The organism is Variovorax sp. Root411 (assembly GCF_001425205.1).
GTDB lineage: Bacteria > Pseudomonadota > Gammaproteobacteria > Burkholderiales > Burkholderiaceae_C > Variovorax.
Window position 1 is genome coordinate 172,031 of record NZ_LMDW01000018.1, and the last position, 19,064, is coordinate 191,094.

The following is a 19,064-nucleotide window of genomic DNA, read 5'->3' on the forward strand; positions in this document are numbered from 1 at the left end:
CTACCTGGCGCTGGCGAGGAAGCCCGCCTCGGACATCAGCGTGCGGTGCGTGGCCTCGGCCTCGGTGAGCCACTTCGCGAAGGCGTCGCCGGTCATGAAGGTCGGGTTGAAGGCGCCCTTCTCCATGTACTCCTTCCACTCGGGCGTGGCGGCCACCTTGGTCAGCAGGTCCTTGTAGAACGCGAGCTGGTCAGGCGTCACGCCGGGCGGCATGAAGATGCCGCGCAGCATCGTGTACTTCGTCGGCACGCCCGCTTCCTTGCAGGTGGGGATGTCGTTCCACGACTGCGTGTCGGTGACCTTGGCCTTGAACGGCATGCGCTCGTCGTCGAACACGCACAGCGCGCGCAGCTTGCCCGCGCGCCACTGCGCCACCGCCTCGATCGGGTTGTTCACCGTCGAGTTCACATGGCCGCCCACCAGCTGCACCGCCACCTCGCCGCCGCCCTTGAACGGCACGTAGATGAACTTGGTGCCGGTGGCCTTCTCGAGCGCGACCGTGATGATCTGGTCTTCCTGCTTCGAGCCGGTGCCGGCCATCTTGAACTTGCTCGGCCCCGCGGCCTTCACCGCCGTGACGTACTCGCCGGCGTTCCTGTAGGGCTCGGCCGCGTTGGTCCAGAGCACGAACTGGTCGAGCGCCAACATCGCGACCGGCGTCATGTCCTTCCAGTTGAAGGGCACACCGGTGGCCATCGGCGTGGTGAACAGGTTCGACAGCGAGATGACGATCTTGTGCGGATCGCCCTTCGCGTCCTTCACCGCCAGGAAGCCCTCGGCGCCCGCGCCGCCCGACTTGTTGACAACGATCAGCGGCTCCTTCATCAGCTTGTACTTGATGACGATGCCCTGCAACAGGCGCCCCATCTGGTCGGCGCCGCCGCCGGTGCCGGCGGGAATCACGAACTCCACCGGCTTGGTGGGTTCCCATGCGAAGGCAGGCGCGGCGGATGCCAGCGCCAGGACAGTTGCGGCAGCGACTGTCGCTCGACCCAGAACGTGCGAAGCGAACTTCTTCATCAGGTTGTCTCCTGTGTAGTGTTTCGCTCTTTTTTATTCTTGGATCTGAGCAGAGATGCAACGGGCACGATGGTGCGCGCCGCCGATTCACGCCTGCTTGATCGCGGTCAACTTTTCGAAGATTTCGTATCGGGGTAAGCCCGCGCTGGCGGACCGGCAGGGCCCTTCATCGGGAACCCTATAAAATCGCGGCGCGCAGCGGGCTTTCGTCTCGCTCCGCCTCCATCCGTCTTCGTAGTTCAATGGATAGAACGGGGTCCTCCTAAGACTCAGATACAGGTTCGATTCCTGTCGAAGGCACCAAAGACCCGAATCACGGCGTCTCACCCCACCTCAGAAACCCGCGCGCTCCAAGGCGTAGCGGGTTTTTCTTTGCCTCGCGACGAGGCACCGCGTAGCATCCCATCTCACAGAAATACCGTTACTTTTTCCGGTATCCCGGAAATCCCCCTGACGAGATACCGTTAAGGACTGGAGATGGCACTGACAGACACGTTTGTTAGGCAGGTGAAGCCCACCGAGAAGGCCATCGGCGACAAATATGCCGACGGCGCCGGCATGTACTTGTTGGTGAAAACCGCTGGGAAATACTGGCGAATGGATTACACCTTCGCCGGCAAGCGGAAAACGCTAGCGCTGGGAACCTACCCAGAGGTCTCACTGGCCAAAGCTCGGGATCGCCGCGCCGCCGCCCGCGAGCTGCTGGCAGACGGGACTGACCCGAGCGCGGCCAAGCGCGAAGAAAAGAGAGCCCGCGCCGACGCAGCGGCGAATACGTTCGAGGCGGTTGCGCGCGAGTGGCTGGGAAAGACTGCGGCCAAACGAGCGAGTGGAACGCAGCTCAAGGTCAAGACATGGCTCGAGAAGGACGTGTTCCCCTTCATCGGCAAGATGCCCATGTCCACCATCGGTCCGCGCGACATTCTGGAGCGAGTGGTTCGCAAGCTGGAAGCACGCGGCGCTATCGATACCGCCCATCGCGTCAAGCAGCTTTGCGGGCAGGTGTTTCGCTTCGCAGTGGTGTCAGGACTGGCAGAGAGGGACGTAACTGCCGATCTGAGCGAAGCTCTGGCCTCGAAAGCGACCAAGCACTTCGCCGCCATTACCGAGCCCAAGCGAGTCGGAGACCTGATGCGCTCGATCCATGCCTATAGCGGCCATCCCACCACCGTTGCCGCGCTGAAGCTTTCCCCTCTGCTATTTGTTCGGCCGGGCGAGTTGCGCACCGCGGAGTGGGCTGAGATCGACCTGGACGCGGCCGAGTGGCGCATCGCCGGCCCGAAGATGAAAATGAAGGTCGATCACGTCGTGCCGCTGGCGACCCAAGCGGTGGAGATCCTGCGCAACCTCCACCCGATCACAGGGCATGGACGGTTTGTGTTTCCCAGCATACGGACGGGTGAACGCCCCATGAGCGAGAACACCATCAATGCCGCTCTGCGTGGGATGGGCTACAGCGCCGAGGTCCACACGGCCCACGGCTTCAGGGCAACCGCGCGGACGATCATGGATGAGGTGCTTGGCGAGCGCGTGGACTTCATCGAGCACCAGCTCGCCCACACAGTCAAGGATGCCAACGGTCGTGCGTACAACCGCACGGCGCATCTTCCCGCGCGCCGGAAAATGATGCAGCGCTGGGCGGACTACCTGGACAAGCTTCGCATTGGTGCCGACGTGATTCCCTTGACGCCGCGCCAGATGACATAGCGCCAAGTCCGCGCGCTCCTGCCAAGCCAGCTAGATGAGTGCACGACATCGCGCAGGTGCGCCGCAGTCTGGGGCAACCCCGCTGAAGGCACAACGCCACAAGCTCAGACTTCGCCTTCTCGAATGCCAATCAGGTTGGACGCTGGCTACGTGAGCACGGTCACGGACGGCGGCGTGCGCCTGTTGCCAGTGCTGCGTCTGCGCCAGCTACGTTCGTGGCAGTGCCGGTGTTGGCGACACCCACCACGCCAGCCGATCTGGACAGCAAAGCAGTTGCCGGGGTGAGTTTGCAGGCGCGCTTGCCCAATGGCGTGGCAGTCGATCTGCGCGACGTCGATGAGACCGAACTGCAAGTGCTCAAGGAGCCCGGGCGCGGCGCGCAGGCCAAGAGCTATCTGGGCGCAAATGACCGATGGTTGCGGCAAGGACGGAACGGGGCCACCGATCCGGCTGTTCACCTACTCGCCCAGCCGCTCGGCGAAGACGGCGATAGCGCTGTACGCCGGAATCCGGCAAGGGGCGATTCTGATGTCAGCATGACCACTGCGACCCCAGCCACGAAGATGAAACCGATGCGTGCGGGTGGTCGCGCCACGGAGGCGGGTATGGCATTCCAGGCAGCCGTTGCAACGTGGTTCGCCGTCCACATCTTCGTGCGCCTCCCGCATATCCAGAGCAAGACGTCCGCCACCCTCACTAAGAGAGAGAAAGCGCCCCTCGCCAAGACGGGCATGCAACTCGCCACTTGGATGGCGGAAGCGAAGGCTGCGAGCGGCGTTCCAGATCTGACTCGACACCGGAGCGCCGCTTCGAGGACGACCTGACCAGGCTCCGGACCGCGACGACGCCGAGTTGGAGCGGCTGGCCGCGCACGGCAGGTTGCCGGTGGGCGACGGTACACGTTTATGTACGCAGATGGCATGGATACCGGCCAGTGAAGCCGGGCCAGCCTAACCCTCTATTGTCGCGGGTTCGGAAGGCCGGAATACGGTGGCCCAGGCCCAGGCCCTGCCGTGCTTAATTCCGGCCAAGGGCGCGCCTGTCTGACACCGTCTGTTTCTGCCGCTTGACGCCCGTTTGCGCCCTCAGATTGTCCGAAAAATGTATGTAACTTTCGGACAATTGGATTTGACTTATGTCCGAAAAATGTATATATTTTTCGGACAGGAGTTGATTATGTCCGACATTGCGGCTCGTATCTCATCGCTGATTGACGCTTCCGGCTCCGGCCATGTCTGGGTTCCGGCCGACTTCGCGCAGCTTGGCTCCCGGGATGTCATCGACAAGACCTTGCAGCGCATGACCTTGCGTGACCAACTCCGCCGCATTGATCGGGGGCTTTACGACAAGCCAGTCACGAACAGGCTCACCAAGCGCACGACAACTCCGGACTACCGGGCCATCATTGACGCGATTGCCCGTCGTGACAATCTGCGCATCTTGGTTGACGGCATGACTGCCGCGAACGACTTGGGCCTGACCGATGCTGTCCCTGCTCACGTCACTATCTATACCGACACCCGTCGCCGCTCCATCCAACTCGACAAACTGCTGATCGAATTCAAGCTGTGCGCGCCAAGCCGGTTGTACTGGGCGGGTCGTCCGGCCATGCGTCTAGTGCAAGCCTTGCACTGGCTGAAGGACACGTTGTCTTCGGACAGCGACCATATCCGGCAAAAGATCGCCAGGCTTCTGACTGACAAGAAGCAAGGCGATGCCATTCGTGATGATCTGACGCAAGGATTCAGCGCGCTTCCAATCTGGATGCAAGATTACCTACGGCCCCTTCTGGACCTCACGCCGGATGCGACAAGCAGTAGCAAGCCAACGCCTGCCAAACAGAAATCGCACAACGACATACCGGCAGGCGCGAAATGAACGAGGCCTATCAGACAGTCATCGCGGCCAGGGACGAAGAGCGTCGCGATCTGTTTCTTGGCACGGCGGCTCGCCTTGGCACCGCCGTCCAGAACGTCGAGAAAGACTTCTGGGTTTGCTGGACGCTCGATGCGCTTTTCAACGGGCTGGAGCCCGGTGGTCCGCGCCTTCTCTTCAAAGGCGGAACATCGCTTTCAAAAGCCTTCGGCCTGATTTCGCGGTTCTCTGAGGACATCGACATCACGGTGTTCCGTGAAGACTTGCAGCAGGACGTAGACGTGGCGGAGCTTGAGGCCATGAGCGGCAAGAAGCGCCGTGCGCGACTCGATGAGATCCGTGACGCCTGCCGGACCTATATCGACGGCCCCTTCTTCTCGCAATTGCAGGCGCGCGCGGCGGCAAGCATTCCGGATGGCCGTTTCAGACTTGAGAGAGACCCGGATGACGCGGACGGGCAGAGTCTGCTTCTTTGGTATCCGGCGGTCACGGCGCGAGAGGGGGACTACATCCGGTCGGCGGTCAAGATTGAAGCTGGCGCGAAATCGGCGCTTGATCCGCACACACCGGCAACGCTGCGCCCTTATGTCGATGATGACCTTCCAGATCAAGAACTGAAAGTCTCCAACGTCGTGACTGTGAAACCGGAACGGACCTTCTGGGACAAGATCACGATCCTTCACGGTCTCTATCAATGGCATGAGCGCCGGGGTGTCTTGCGTCACGGTGGCCAGCGTGTCTCGCGTCATTACTACGATGTACATCGCCTGATGCAAACGAAGGAGGCGCCGCAATGGCTGACAGACAAGGCGCTGGCTGAAGATTGCGCTCGTCATGCGCGCTTGTTTTTCGGCAGCCCCGATCTGGGTCTTGAGGCGGCCAAGGCGGGTAGCTTCACGCTGCTCCCGGCTGCGGCCATGATGGACTCCTTACAGCGCGACTATGACGCGATGACCGGGATGATTTTCGGACCGGTCCCCGCCCTGGACGAGGTTCTTGCCAGCGTTCAAAAAGCACAAGATGCCGTCGATGCCTAGGCATCGGCAAGCCAAAGGAAGCCCGTCATGAGGAAATTTCGGCCAAGCGATTTGCAACCCATCTGTCTTCCACAAGCAGGCAATGAAGCTGCATGGCTTGGCGGCGCGGAAGATTCCAACGACTTTCTCAGAGCGAACGCTCTCGCTGACGAGATCGTCATCTTTGCCGTTGGCCCTGCGGTTCTGATCGTCGGCGTTCTGGCTTTGACGGAGAAGCTGACGCCGCCCGACGGCGAGGAGCTGCAAAACGCCATTGTCTACACCGATGAGAGCTGGAAAATTCAACGGTCTTATGGTGGTGGCGAAGGACATCGCGTCTATTTGGAGCCCCCGTTTGAATCTCCGAGCTGCCCGTCACTGTCTGGCGGGGAACCGCTGGTGCATCGGCGCTCACTCAATGGTGTGCAGAAAGGCCCACCGCCTATCGAGATGAGCCAGAAGCTCATCCATTGCCTTGATCTTTACTACCTCCCGGAGCGCAAGGCGTATTGCCGCCTCGATGCGCGCGGCGACATCGAGGACGTGATCCGCATCGTTGCACTGGACCTTCCGGATACATGGGAAGGCCGTGAGGTGGTGACGATCCTTCGAAAGGACCTCGATGTCTATATGGCGCTTGCCGGTATGTCACTTGTTCTGAAGTTCGACTTCACGCGCGTCAAACACGAGAGCTTTAACGGCTGGGACGACAGTCGCCGCTACGACCAGACGGAAACGGATTTGTTCTATCACGGTGGTGGGAACGGAACAGCCAGCTACGCGAATGGCGCAATGATCGTGCGGCCCGATATCACGCCGCAAGAACTCGTGCAGGAGTTCAAGGACGACCTCGAACCGGGGAAGAAGGAATATGCAACTTTCAAGATCTACGACCGGAAGAACAAGAAGAATGTCGAGACCTCTTGCAGCCCGGCGCACATCGTTAGCTACTTCGAGAGATCGGATTTGCCTTGGCAAATCTCTCCGGCGTTCTTTCGTCCCGAAGTGCTGGTGAAGTACAAGGGCGACCCTGAGAAATACACGCTGGAGGATCGAAGCATCATGTGCAGGGGCGCGTGGTATCTCAAGGGCTACGACATCAATGAAGAAGGCCAGGTCCATGTCTACATGGTCGATCTGGCTAGGCTGCCTATCGAAGAGCAGCGCTATTGGCAGCTCTTTAACGAGTGGCCCAAGAGTGACATCTCTGCACGCGCGCACCAGACCGATATCCTGGGCGAATGGAATACGGGTTACGACCCGTTGAACGCACTCAAGCACAAGATCAGCAAGCTTGATAAAGGCAACTATGCCTGGTGGAGTCCGCGCGGCGATGAGGTCGCGGGTGCTGTGCGTTATCCCGCGACTGATTCACCCAAGGAATGGGCTGACGAAATCTTGGCCCTGGACCAACTCCTTGTAGAGGGATTTCTTGAACGGCCTTTGCGGAAGCTTGCAGAGGCGACCGGACGATCCTTAGAGGACGGTTGGCGCGCAATGAAGCTGATTCAAGAGATCATGATCGCAAACGGCAGGAGCGCCGCCGAGGCGAAGGCGGTTATGACACCGATGCTGGAACTCCACGGATTGCGCTCAGAAATCCGAGGGCATGCGGCTATTCAAAGAAAAAAAGCGGCGGTGAAAAACGCAAGAACCGAGCACGGTAATTTTCGCGCGCAGTTTGCGGATATCACAAGCGGTTGCGACAAGGCTCTTGAGGAAGTGCTCAAAGTGCTTGGCGTCACACTGCAGGATTAGAACGTAGGAGGAAGACGTGAAAAGAGTGTTGACTGTTGGACTGAAATACACAGGCAAGCCAGTGGCCGGGGTGGAGTTCGAAAACCTAGGGCTTTGTAACGCCCAGGCCGATAAGGAGCTTGCAGCTTTTGCGCTGTACGAGTACGACGTCATCGTCATCAATCCTGAAAGCTTCAGTCACTTCATATTTGGTGCGAAAGGCGAGTTCTCTGATTCCCCAAAAGAACTGGGCGATCTCAAGCGCAAGAACAACGATCACGATCTGGACTCCGCCTATCACTCACACGACCGTGAACGGGAAATGAAGGCCGCGCTTAAGCGAGGGGCGACGGTTGTCTGGTGTCTGTCGGAACCTCGGCGCATGAATTTCTTTGGTTTCCGGGAAACCTGGGCTGGCTATGCCGCTCCTGAGATCACCAATTTTGTTCGCCGAGGCGATCTTCAGGTAAAGAAAGGGCGCAGCATCGATTGGGTAGATGACGAAAGCCCATTCAACCGGTTGTGTGGATCTGCCGCAGATTGCGCCGCTGTTTCCGCGATTTGGTGGCCTCGATCGCGAGCCATGTCGCGAGCTTCTCGGCATAGGGATCGAGCTTGCTTGAGCTCGTCCGCTTGGCGTAGCGCGGCATTCTTCGCCGCCTCGCAGGTACTTCTTTACGGTGTTGCGAGACAGGCCCTGTACGCCTGGCTATCTCGCGAATGGACATCTGCTCACGCAGGGCCCAGCGTCTGATGACACTCAATGTCGCCACGTCTATCACTCCTAGGATCCTCTGCTTTAAAAATTAGCAGGGTAGAGTTTTACGTGGGTCAGTCTTAGACGGAAATTACTGATCTAACCGCGTCAGTTTTCGGCGGCAATCAACACTGCGGGCTCACGGCGCGCTTGCTTTGGCGGCGATCGGGGCTGCTGCCTTGATCTCGCTTCTTAGTTCGGTGCCACCGCGCTCCAATGCACGGGCAGCTCGCATCTGAACGTCATAGATCGCGATATGGGTTGGCGAGCTTGTGATGAGAAAGCCTTTTGCCACAACGTCACTGCCTTTGCGCAGTTCCATGCAGCGCATCCGAACGTCTGCATCGCACCCCTTCTGAAATTTCACCAGCTCCCGTCTTGCCGCCTCTTGTCCCGCCGTCTCTGCAGATGCGGCTGGACCGGCCATGAGAAGAATGAGAACGGCAATCGGGAGCTGCAGCGCGAGAACGACAATTGCCGAGACCATGAAACTTTGCAAAAGATCGCCTGGCCATTTGAACATCCACGCTGGTGGCTTCGGCACGGAGGTGTTTGCGAATTTCCGGTCCATCCATTGGCGCGCAAACAGCAGCGCGGCTAGCAGCAAGACAACAGCAATCGCGATACGCGAGCCCCCGCTCCAGATTGTTGTCTGAATCTTGGCAAGTCGATCAATCAAAGCATAGAAGCCCTCGATGAAGGTCGCCTCCGTTGATAGCGGGAACAAGCCGGAGTCGAGTCCCCATTCGTATACATAGTTCCGGTGACTGATTGAACCGGAGAGATGCACGAGATATCCGCCTACTGCTGTACCAATCGCGGCGGCGGCTTTGAGAATTCCGGACCATGGAATCGATTTTGGTTCTTGGCTCGCTGGCTTGACGGGTTCTTTTTCTGCTTCGGCGCTCATAGACCTCCTCTGAAAATTCGCATGCAATATCGCCGTCGCATGGTAATTGCCTTGCATGGGCGAGAGCACCGTCACAGCGTCCAAGAAGTGCGAGCGATAGTGCAGCCCCCTGCAGGTGTTCTGTCGAAGCGAAGCGATGTCCGGCGATGGCGTTGCGCTTGACAACTCCTTGAAGTTGGGTCGAGCCTTCCCCTGCATCCCTGCATCCCTGCATCCCTGCATCCGTGCATCCGTGCATCCGTGCGGGTTGCAGCGCACCCGCCAATCGTTTTCATATGCCCGTGTCCATGCATGCAGCCCTTTACCGAGGCTCGCCGAGCTGGTCCGCTCTCGCGGCATTCGATACCGGCTTTACCGCTACAGAGGGAGGAGCACCATGAGCGAACGGGTCGCAAGCTTGTCCTGATCATGCATGGGCGGCGACTCGGTCGCTGAGAGGCGCGAATCGACGCGCCAATCCTTTTTTACGCAGTGCACAAACTGCCAAAACCCGTCGAGACTCGCACGCTGCCAAATGCGTTGTTGCTGCGCACCGCCCATGAATTGAGGACAGCGAGCATTTCAACGGCCAAGGTTCTCCGAGAGCTGCGCCGACTAAAGCGCGAGCCGCCCAAGGAGGCTTCTTCTGCGGGCTTCGCGTTTCATGGTGCCGCGCAAGCCCTCTCGGACAAGCGCTCGATATTGTTCTTCGGTGCCGAGGCGATCAAACAGCGCCACTCGAATGTCAATGAATACCTAAGTATTGACGCGAGAATTCGTGAGATTTGCCGGCTCTCCATTCGTGATTTTCTGCGCAGGCTGACACGCTTCCGCCGTTCGTTTAAGCCTTTAGACCCCTGATAATTGAGTTGACGCGTTTTGATACAAACCGTCGCGATTACTCAAAATTCTCAGGGAGTTCGGGCTGTGAATCGAAAGCTTTTCCGCATCGTTTTCAATGCGGCGCGTGGCATGCGCATGGTTGTGGCAGAGACGACCGCAAGCACCGGCAAGGGGTCAAACAAGGCGACGACGGTCGCCAGTGCCGCAACCTTCGCGCCCATGCTGATCGGTGTTGCGCTGGCCGGAATGCTTGGCGCGACCCCAGTGCACGCCCAGATCGTCGGCGCTCCCAACGTCCCTGGCAACCTGCGCCCGACCGTGCTGGTTGCTCCGAACGGTGTCCCCTACATCAACGTACAAACGCCCTCGGCCGCAGGCGTTTCTCGCAATGTCTATAACCAATTCAATATTGGCACCAACGGCGCGATCCTGAATAACAGCCGGGTGAATGTGCAGTCGCAGCTCGGAGGTTTCATACAGGCCAACCCCAGCTTGGCCACGGGTTCGGCACGCATCATTCTCAACGAAGTCAACGGCGGCAGTCGGAGCCAACTGCGCGGCTACCTGGAGGTCGCGGGCCAGCGTGCCGAGATCATCATCGCCAACCCGGCCGGCATCAGCGTCGACGGCGGCGGTTTCATCAACGCATCCAAGGCAACGCTGACCACCGGCACGGCGCAATTCAACGCCATCGGTGGTCTTGACAGCTTCCTCGTCAGAGGCGGCAGCGTCACCGTCGACGGTGCGGGCCTCGATGCCAGAACGACCGACTACGCCGCGATCCTCGCACGCGCCGTGCAGGTCAATGCGGCGATCTACGCCACTGACCTCAAGGTGGTCACGGGCGCGAACACCATCAGTGCCGACCATACCCAGATCACGCCCACGACGGGCACTGGCGCTGCGCCGACCTTCGCCCTCGACGTTGCCGCGTTGGGCGGAATGTATTCCGGAAAGATCGTGCTCCTGGGCACGGAGCAGGGTCTGGGCGTGCGCAATGCCGGCAACATCGGCGCAAGCGCAGGCAGCCTGGTCGTCACGGCATCGGGCCACCTTGAGAACACCGGCACGCTGGAAGGCCAGAGCGTGCAGCTTGCGAGCACCGGCAGCGACATCGTCAACCAGGGCACGATCCGCCAGACCAGCATGGCGCCGCTCGCGCTGGCGGCCCCCACGATCAGCAACACCAATGGCGGATGGATCGGCAGCGAGCCTGTGCCCACTGCGACATCAGGCAGTGACGGCGGCAGCACCGGCACAGGTACAGGCGCTGCCGCAGGCACCGGCTCGAGCGGATCGACGGGCACCACGACCTCCACAGGCAGCACAACAACCGTCGGCACTTCTACGCCCGCTGCCGCACCGATCGATCCGGGCAGCATCACCGCCGCAGGCGCGATCCGCAACGATGGCGGCAAGGTCTACGCAGGCGGCCCGATCACCGTGCAGACCGCGAACCTCGTCAACAACGGCGGAACCCTGAGCGTGGCGAGCATGGCGCTCAACCAGCCGAGCTTCTCCAACCAGGGCGGGACCATCAATGTCTCCGGGGGCTTCACCGCCAACCTTGGCACCTTCGACAACTCATCCGGAACGCTGCGCAGCGGCAGCCTCGACATCACCACCTCCGGCAACCTGAACAACCAGGACGGCGTGCTGACCAGCGACAGCAACGCCAATCTCACGGTCGGTGGTTCGGCCAACAACCTGCGCGGCAACATCTCGGCCGCAGGGGCCCTGACGGCCAACGTGACCGAGGGCACTGTCAACACCTCCGGCACCCTTGCTTCCAACCAGGGCCTGACGCTCCATGCCGGCTCGCTCGAGAACACGCATGGCAGCATCCAGTCCGCACAGTCCGGCGTGCAACTCGCGGTGACAGGTCAACTGGTCAACGGCAGCGGCGGCTCCGTCAACGCGGCCACCGACCTGGGGATCAACGCGGCAACGCTCACGAACACAGGCACGCTGCGCGGGGCGAACGATGTCAGCGTCGCCGTCACTGGTGCTCTCGTCAACGACGGCAACATCACGTCGGGGCGCAACACGACGATCACGGCAGGCAGTATCCAGAGCGGTACGGCGGGCGTCCTGGGCGCCGGCATCCAGAGCGACGGCACCCTCGCCGCATCTGGGAGTGGGACGGGCGATCTGCGTATCACGTCCACCGGTGCGCTGGCTGCGAACGGCACCAACCTTGCCGCAGGCACTGCGACGCTGCAAGGCGCGAGCATCGATCTGTCAAACGGCAAGACCAGCGGCGCCAACGTCGCCATCACCGCCACGCAAGGCGATGTCAACACCAACAAGGCCGTGATCACCACGCCCGGCACGCTGAGCATCACGGCTGCCGGAGCGTTGTCGAATCTCGAAGGCACGCTGGGCTCCAACGGCGGCACCACCGTCAATGCCGCCAGCCTCAACAACTCTTCCGGATCGATTGCCGCTGTGACAGGGGATCTGCGCGTCACGACCAGCGGCACAATCAACAACACCTCGGGCAATCTGCTGGCTGCGGGTGCGGTCGTGCTTGCGAGCAGCGCCCTGACGAACACCGACGGCAAGGTCAGCGGTAGCAGCCTTTCCATCGATACGAACAAGGGATCGTTGGACAACACGCGCGGGACCTTGAGCGCAAGCAGCACCGTCGAGGTGAACTCTGGCGAGCTCAAGAACGACGCGGGCTTGATCCAGTCCGGTGGTGCGATGACCGTCAATACAAACGGCCAGACCCTGAGCAACACCAACGCAGCCGGTTACAGCAACCAGCAGGGCGGCATCGTCAGCGGCGACACCCTCACGCTGAAGGCCGGCGACCTCAATAACACGGCCGGCTTCATCGGCTCGAAGAATGCGCTGACCGCCACCACCGGCGAGTTTGTCAACGGCAACGCCGGGTTGGTGCTGAGCCAATCGACGTTGGCCATCAACACCCAGGGCGCCACCTACGACAACCGCGGCGGCCGGACAATGGCGATGGATAGCCTTGGCATCAATGCCGGCAACATCGCCAATGCGGGGGGCCTGATCCGCGCGACGACAGCGGCCACGCTGCACGCCGAGAACCTCGACAACACTGCAACCTCCGGCACCGATCAGGGCATCGAAGGACTGAGCGTTGCGATCACGACAGTCACCGCTAACAACACATCCGGCGCCATCCGCGCTGATGTGAACGCTACCTTGACCAGCAGCGGCGAGATCAACAATGGTGCCGGTGGGCTGATCTCCGCAGGCGACACACTCACCATCGCCGATCCCAATACCGCCGCAGCGGCCGCGAAGACCTTGAACGTGATCAACGCGGGCACCTTGCTGGCTGGCAGCGCGCTCATCGTGGATGCTGCGTCGCTCACCAGCAGCGACAAGCTGCTCTCCCAGGGCGACATGCATCTTGCCTTGACGCAGGACGTTGCGATCTCGTCGGGCAGCGAGACCATCGCCAACCACGATCTGAGCCTCGCAACCAACGGCAACATCTCCAACAGCGGCCGGATCGCCGCCGGCAATGATCTGTCGCTGTCCGCCACCAACATCGACAACACCGCGACCGGCGACATCCAGGGCACCACCACCCGCCTGAGCGCCACGAACACGATCACCAACCGCGGCGTGATCGACGGCGTGGTGACGCGCATCGACGCGGGCACACTGACCAACATCGGCACCGGCCGCATCTACGGCGACCATGTCTCCATCGGGGCCGGCACGCTCAACAACCTCGCCGAGACCGTCAACGGCACCACCAGCGCTGCAACGATTGCAGCTCGTCAGCGTCTGGACATCGGCGCCGGCACCGTCAACAACCGGGATGGCGCCCTCATCTTCAGCGACGGCAACCTCTTCATCGGTGGTGGCCTCGACATCTCCGGCCGCGCCACCGGCGCGGCCTTCAGCCTCGACAACCGCGCCGCGACCATCGAGGCGACCGGCAACGTCGACATCAAGGCCACCACGCTGAACAACACCAACGGCGGTGTCACCTGGGCCCTGCAGCCGGGTGCGACCCAGAACGTGGTCGAGTACGAGGTTCCCGGCAGCAGCACGCGCTACAAGGCCGACGAAGTGCTCATCAGCTTCGGGGGCCTGCAGCAGTTCCCGGACACCGGCTGGAACGCCTGGAACGCCGCAAGCGCAGCCAACCCCTTGACGGCCGGCAGCGACCCCTATGCCCGGCTGCTAGTGCCCTCGCCCGACTACCCGCTGGCCCAGTTCCGCGCGTACTACATGCAGAGCCCGGCCAGCAGCCAGGACCGGAGCTACCAGACCTGCGGCGGCGGCGATGGCACCGCCTGCGACACCACCAATGTCGCCGGCGCCTGGTATTCGCGCACCGATCCGATCTGGGCCACCTTCGGAGTCACCGCGCCCGGCGTCGACCTGCCCATGGACTTCATCGGCCGGAAGTACCCGGACATGACCGTGGGCCAGCAGGGCGTCATGGTCCTTGACGCGACCAACCACGATCAGTGGGTCCCCTTCGACCACACGATCACCCAGGCCGAGTACGACCAGTGGCAGGACTACCGCCAGGCCCACGCGGCCCTGGACAAGGCCACGCTGAAGTTCATCCACACGATCACGGGCTACACCTCACTCACGACCACCGAGTACGAGCCCGGGCGCATGGCGTCGACCTACGACGCCTATGTCTACACCGTCACGTCGTCCACACCGGTGCTGCAGAGCTCCGCGCCGGGCAAGATCATCGCGGGCGGCGCGATGAACATCGCCGTGGGCAGCGGCGTCAACGACATGAGCCAGATCCTGGCCGGCGGCGCCCTGACGGTCACGGGCGGCACGATCCTCAACAAGGGGTTGACCATCGACGCCCCCACCGTGCAGACCGGCACGGTATCTCACAGCTTCGTCGAGGCACACTCGGGCGACGATGTGCGGGTCTACCAGATTGCGCCGTACAACCTGACGACCAATTCCACGGTCACACTGGCCGCGGCACGCCAGGAGGGTCATGTCGCCGTTGCAGGCAGCACGCCAGGCCTGGGTTCGCTGGCTGTCGGTCAGACCGGGACGGGTGCGCAGGCGGCAGGCTCGATCGCTGCGGGCAGCCGCGTCAACCCCATCATCGAGGTGTCGGCGACCAGCGGGCCTGGCGGAACCACCGGCGTCGCCGGAGCCACTGTCGTGCGCACCAGCGTGCCCAACGTCGCGATTCCCAGTGCGAGCCTGTTCAGGACGCTGGCCAATCCTTCGAGCCACTACCTGATCGAGACCGATCCCCGGTTCGCGAACTACCGCAGCTGGCTGTCCAGCGACTACCTGCTGAACAACCTCGGCCTCGACCCGAACACCACGCTCAAGCGGCTGGGAGACGGCTTCTACGAGGAACGCCTGATCCGCGAGCAGGTGGCCCAGTTGACCGGCTACCGCTACCTGGATGGCTTCAGCAGCGACGACGCGCAGTACACGGCCCTCATGAATGCCGGCACGGCCTTCGCGCAGCAGTACGGGCTGCGCGTGGGCGTGGCACTGACGGCCGCGCAGATGGCACAGCTCACGAGCGACATCGTCTGGCTGGTCGAGCAGACGGTGACCTTGCCCGACGGCAGCACCCAGCGCGTGCTGGCGCCGCAGGTCTACGTGCGCGTGAAGCCCGGCGACATCGACGGCTCCGGCGCGCTGATGTCCGGCGCCAGCGTGGACATGCGCGTCACGGGCGACCTGACGAACTCGGGGGGCACGATCGCCGGGCGCCATGCCGTGGCGCTCTCGGCGGACAACATCAACAACCTCGCGGGCCGCATCACCGGCGAGGACGTGACGCTGAATGCCCGAACCGACATCAACGTCATCGGCGCCGTGGTCGATGCCAGCAAGAGCCTGACGGCCATCGCGGGGCGCGACGTCAATGTGGTGACGACCACCCGCGACTCGAAGAGCGACACGGGTCCGCTGGCGCGATCGGACGCCTCCAGCGGCGTGAACCTCAGCGCCACGACGCTGGACCGTGTGGCGGGCTTGTATGTCACGAACCCGGGTGGAAGCCTGACCATCGTGGCCAAGCGCGACGCCAATCTGATCGGCGCCGAGGTCAAGAGCGCGGGTGATGCAACGGTCGTTGCAGGACGCGACGTGAATCTCGGCACCGTGACGACAGGCCGCACGGATGACATTCGTTGGAGTTCCAACAACACGCGCAAGGACGAGACGAGCAAGGAGATCGGGACCACGATCAGCGCCGCGGGCAATGCCAGTGTCGGCGCTGGGCGCAACCTCACGGGGATCGCCGCCACCTTGAACGCAGGCGAGACCCTCACGCTCAGTGCGGGCGACAAGCTCACCCTGGCCGCGAGCGAGAACTCGACTTCGGCCACCTCGAAGGACGCGCAGAAGGACGGTCTGAGCCATTCCAGCGCGAATGTCGACAGCCAGGAGACCACGCTGGCGCGCACCACGCTCACGGGCAAGGACATCCAGCTCAAGAGCGGCGGGGACATGACGCTCAGCGCCATCGAGGCCAATGCGCAGAACCTCGGCATCGACGCCGGCGGCAAGCTCAATCTGCTCACGCAGAAGACGACCAGTGCCTTCAGCGGCTCGGAAACCGATGGCGATGGCGCCTGGGTCTCGGCCAAGAGCGGGGGGCACAAAGACGAGACCAGCCAGTACAACCTGTTCAACGTCCAGAACCTGAACATCAAGGCGAACGGCGGAGTCACGGTGCAACTGGGGCAGAACGCGAGCCTCACGGACCTGGCCAAGCAGCCTGGCATGGCCTGGGTGAACCAACTGGCGAACGATCCGGCCTTCGCGAACAGCGTCGAGTGGCAGCGGGTGCAGGAGGAGCACAAGAAGTGGGCTCAGAGCCAGACCAGTCTGGGGCCGGTGGCGGCCATCGTGGTCAGCGTCGTGGTGGGGATGGTGGCGGGTCCTGTGGCCGCCCAGGCAGGAGCTGCTGCCGGCGGTTCGGCGGCAGTGGCGGCGGGAGAGGGCGTGGCGCTGTCGGGCGGGGGCGCCTTCCTCACGGGCACCGGCCTCACCATCTCCGCGGGTGTGAGCGCCGCAGTGCAAGCGGGCGTCACCGCCCTGGCCACTCAGGCGACGGTGAGCTTCATCAACAACGACGGCGACATCGGCAAGGTGCTCAATGAGCTGGGCAGCAGCCAGGGCGTCAAGAGCATCGCCACCGCCATGGTCACGGCAGGTGTGCTCCAGGGTTTGAGTAGTACGCTACCTGAAAACATCGCGAACGCGACCAACGGCTCGGCGAAGTTCACCGATCAGTTGCAACGCCAACTCATCGACGGGGCGGCCAGCGCTATGGTGCGCAGCGCGATCAATGGGACCAGTCTCGAAGATGAACTGAGTCATAGCCTGACCAACGCGCTGTGGAACACCGTGGCGGCGCAAGGGGCCAATGCCATCGGCGATCTGACACAAGGCCCAGATGCGAAATTCAACGGCCTTGTCAACAAGATCGCGCACGCCATCGCAGGATGCGCAGTGGGTGCGGGCCGTGCGAACAGCAGCAGCGGCTGCGCTGCCGGTGCCCTAGGCGCGGTCGTCGGTGAACTGACTGCCGAAATGGCTGGGCGTCAAGACAACACGGTCCAGATGGCCCAGCTGATGGCGGTCCTTGCGGTGGCCGTTGCGGGAGGCGACGAGCGCCAGCTCAACATTGCCATGAGCGCGGGAGCCAACGCGGCAGCAAACAACTACTTGAATCACGATCAGTGGGCTGATTTTGCGAAGGCGCTGAAAGCCTGCGATAAGGACCCGCTGTGTGAGGCCGAGAGTCGCGCGAAGTACGCCGATCTTGGCAAGAAGCAAGACGCTGCTCTAGCGGTGTGCGACAGGGTAGGAAACTGCGACGCCCTAAAGAAGGAAGTGGCGGCCGGGCGCGCCTACCAGATTGAACTTGTGAAGAATGGGCAACTGCCAGACAGTTATCTGGGCGCATTCGACTTGCAGCAGTTGGGTTTGAAGCTGGCCAATCAGCCGGCTTACCGCGAGCAGGTCGGCAAGTCTGTGGTGGCGCAGATGATGTGTCAGTTGAGCCCGAAGCAATGCGACGTCGAGTCCGCCAAGATGGCTGTTGCGTTGGGCGTTGCGATGGCGGGTGGACCTGCAGCTGCTTACTTGCTCAGCAGCCTGCCCACCATCGCTGCCGCAGCGAAGATGTCGATTGCGGCGTGCAGTGCAAATCCGAGACTTTGTGCGAACGAGGCTGGGTTGGTTGTGTCTGATCTGCTTGCTGGCGAAGCCTTGGGCGGTGCCAGTATCGCGGGCGGTGCGCAGGTCGCGAGAGCGCTAAGCAAGGTGGAAGCGGAAGCTGAAGCGGCGCGGATCATTGCACAGCGCGAGGCAACGCTCAAGCTGCCGAATCCTGTAGATGGCACTGCAGCAGCAGATGCTGGGTCTGTTAGGAATGTCAATCCAACGGGTTCAATGCAAAATTGCACGAATTGCGCCTATGTAGTTGACAACCAATTGGCGACAGGGGCTTCCGCAAGTGCATTGCCACGAAGTGAGCCTTTGTCTTATTCTCAGTTGAACTCCCTGTACAACACAAAATTTAGTAGTTGGACAGATCAAGCTTCTATCGAGAAAACTCTTTTGGCGGGAGGAAATGGGACGCGAGCCGTTGTGTATGGAATGGACGCTGATCATTTAACCGCGCACGTATGGAATGCCGTTGTCCAGAATGGGAAAATTAACTATATTGACGGACAGACAGGGGCGGGAGGAATCGGGAATTTTGCAAACTTTCCTCACCTCACCTTTGGCATCACTTCAAAAGGAGGCAATTGAAATGGAATTATCGAATGCACGTGCATTGGCAGCCCAGTACATTAAATCAAACATGGCAGCCCCGGAAGGAGATGAGTATGCAATAGTTGATTCGGCGATTAAAGAAACCGAACTGGGGTGGTATTTCCCATATCAAACAGTGCGTTTTTTAAATACGAGGGATTTGAATTACTCGGTTGTGGGAAATTGGCCTATTTTTGTGACGAAATTGGGTCAAGTGCATGGACCCAAACGACCAGAAGTCTGAATAGCGTCTTCTCGACTACGCGGCAGATCCTCTGCAAAATTCGCACGCCCCGTTGACTTGTCGATATTAAAAATCCCTTCGTGATGAATTGATCATTTGAATGGCGAATTTTCAATGCAATTCGCTCGGGTGCCAGTCTGCAATTAAAGAAAAAATAGAGGAAGAACAAATTTGACCTCGCGAGCGACTCTGGTCATTATC

At 61.3% G+C, this 19,064-nt stretch carries 10 protein-coding genes, 1 tRNA gene and 2 pseudogenes; 9 read left to right on the top strand and 4 right to left on the bottom strand.

The features are described from left to right. A complete protein-coding gene (locus tag ASC92_RS22695) occupies positions 1-1,020 on the bottom strand; it encodes a Bug family tripartite tricarboxylate transporter substrate binding protein (RefSeq protein ID WP_056520283.1) in 1,020 nt (339 codons plus the stop codon). Positions 1,021-1,248: 228 nt separating this feature from the next. Between ASC92_RS22695 and ASC92_RS22700 the strand changes: the two genes are divergently transcribed. The 6 genes and pseudogenes from ASC92_RS22700 (at position 1,249) to ASC92_RS22725 (ending at position 7,376) form a co-directional block, all read left to right on the top strand. Next, positions 1,249-1,323, top strand: a tRNA-Arg gene (locus ASC92_RS22700). 174 nt (positions 1,324-1,497) lie between these two features. Further along, positions 1,498-2,727, top strand: a complete 1,230-nt coding sequence (locus ASC92_RS22705; protein ID WP_056520285.1) for a tyrosine-type recombinase/integrase — start codon at positions 1,498-1,500, stop codon at positions 2,725-2,727. Between the two features lie 335 nt (positions 2,728-3,062). Next, a pseudogene (locus tag ASC92_RS28215) lies at positions 3,063-3,261 on the top strand (IS66 family transposase); the annotation flags it as partial. 642 nt (positions 3,262-3,903) lie between these two features. Further along, entirely contained in the window at positions 3,904-4,605 is a 702-nt protein-coding gene (locus ASC92_RS22715) for a DUF6088 family protein (protein ID WP_056520289.1), read from the top strand. After that, positions 4,602-5,639: a nucleotidyl transferase AbiEii/AbiGii toxin family protein gene (locus ASC92_RS22720; protein WP_056520292.1), complete on the top strand. Its 1,038-nt coding sequence runs from the start codon at positions 4,602-4,604 to the stop codon at positions 5,637-5,639. Before ASC92_RS22715 ends, ASC92_RS22720 begins: the two co-directional genes overlap by 4 nt. Before the next feature lie 27 nt (positions 5,640-5,666). After that, positions 5,667-7,376 carry a hypothetical protein gene (locus ASC92_RS22725; RefSeq protein ID WP_056520294.1) on the top strand — a complete coding sequence of 570 codons (1,710 nt, stop codon included), beginning with the start codon at positions 5,667-5,669 and terminating at the stop codon, positions 7,374-7,376. 85 nt (positions 7,377-7,461) lie between these two features. Here ASC92_RS22725 and ASC92_RS22730 read toward each other — a convergent pair whose 3' ends face one another. From ASC92_RS22730 to ASC92_RS22740, 3 genes and pseudogenes are all read right to left on the bottom strand, one after another. Continuing rightward, positions 7,462-7,635, bottom strand: coding sequence for a hypothetical protein (locus ASC92_RS22730; RefSeq protein WP_157609110.1), 174 nt, complete (start codon positions 7,633-7,635; stop codon positions 7,462-7,464). A 244-nt stretch (positions 7,636-7,879) separates the two neighbouring features. Continuing rightward, positions 7,880-8,137 (bottom strand): annotated as a pseudogene (locus ASC92_RS22735) (helix-turn-helix domain-containing protein); the annotation flags it as partial. A gap of 114 nt (positions 8,138-8,251) precedes the next feature. After that, on the bottom strand, positions 8,252-9,022 hold the full coding sequence (locus tag ASC92_RS22740; RefSeq protein WP_157609111.1) for a hypothetical protein: 771 nt from the start codon (positions 9,020-9,022) through the stop codon (positions 8,252-8,254). Between the two features lie 471 nt (positions 9,023-9,493). Here ASC92_RS22740 and ASC92_RS28725 point away from each other — a divergent pair, with 471 nt between their 5' ends. The 3 genes from ASC92_RS28725 to ASC92_RS28225 all read left to right on the top strand — a co-directional run bounded on the left by ASC92_RS28725 (position 9,494) and on the right by ASC92_RS28225 (position 18,863). After that, positions 9,494-9,862, top strand: a complete 369-nt coding sequence (locus tag ASC92_RS28725; RefSeq protein WP_157609112.1) for a hypothetical protein — start codon at positions 9,494-9,496, stop codon at positions 9,860-9,862. A 66-nt stretch (positions 9,863-9,928) separates the two neighbouring features. Continuing rightward, the gene (locus tag ASC92_RS22750) at positions 9,929-18,616 is read left to right on the top strand and encodes a filamentous hemagglutinin N-terminal domain-containing protein (protein ID WP_082519682.1); all 8,688 of its coding nucleotides are present in this window, start codon (positions 9,929-9,931) and stop codon (positions 18,614-18,616) included. Position 18,617: 1 nt separating this feature from the next. Then, the gene (locus ASC92_RS28225) at positions 18,618-18,863 is read left to right on the top strand and encodes a YrhB domain-containing protein (RefSeq protein ID WP_162245734.1); all 246 of its coding nucleotides are present in this window, start codon (positions 18,618-18,620) and stop codon (positions 18,861-18,863) included. Positions 18,864-19,064 lie beyond the last annotated feature (201 nt).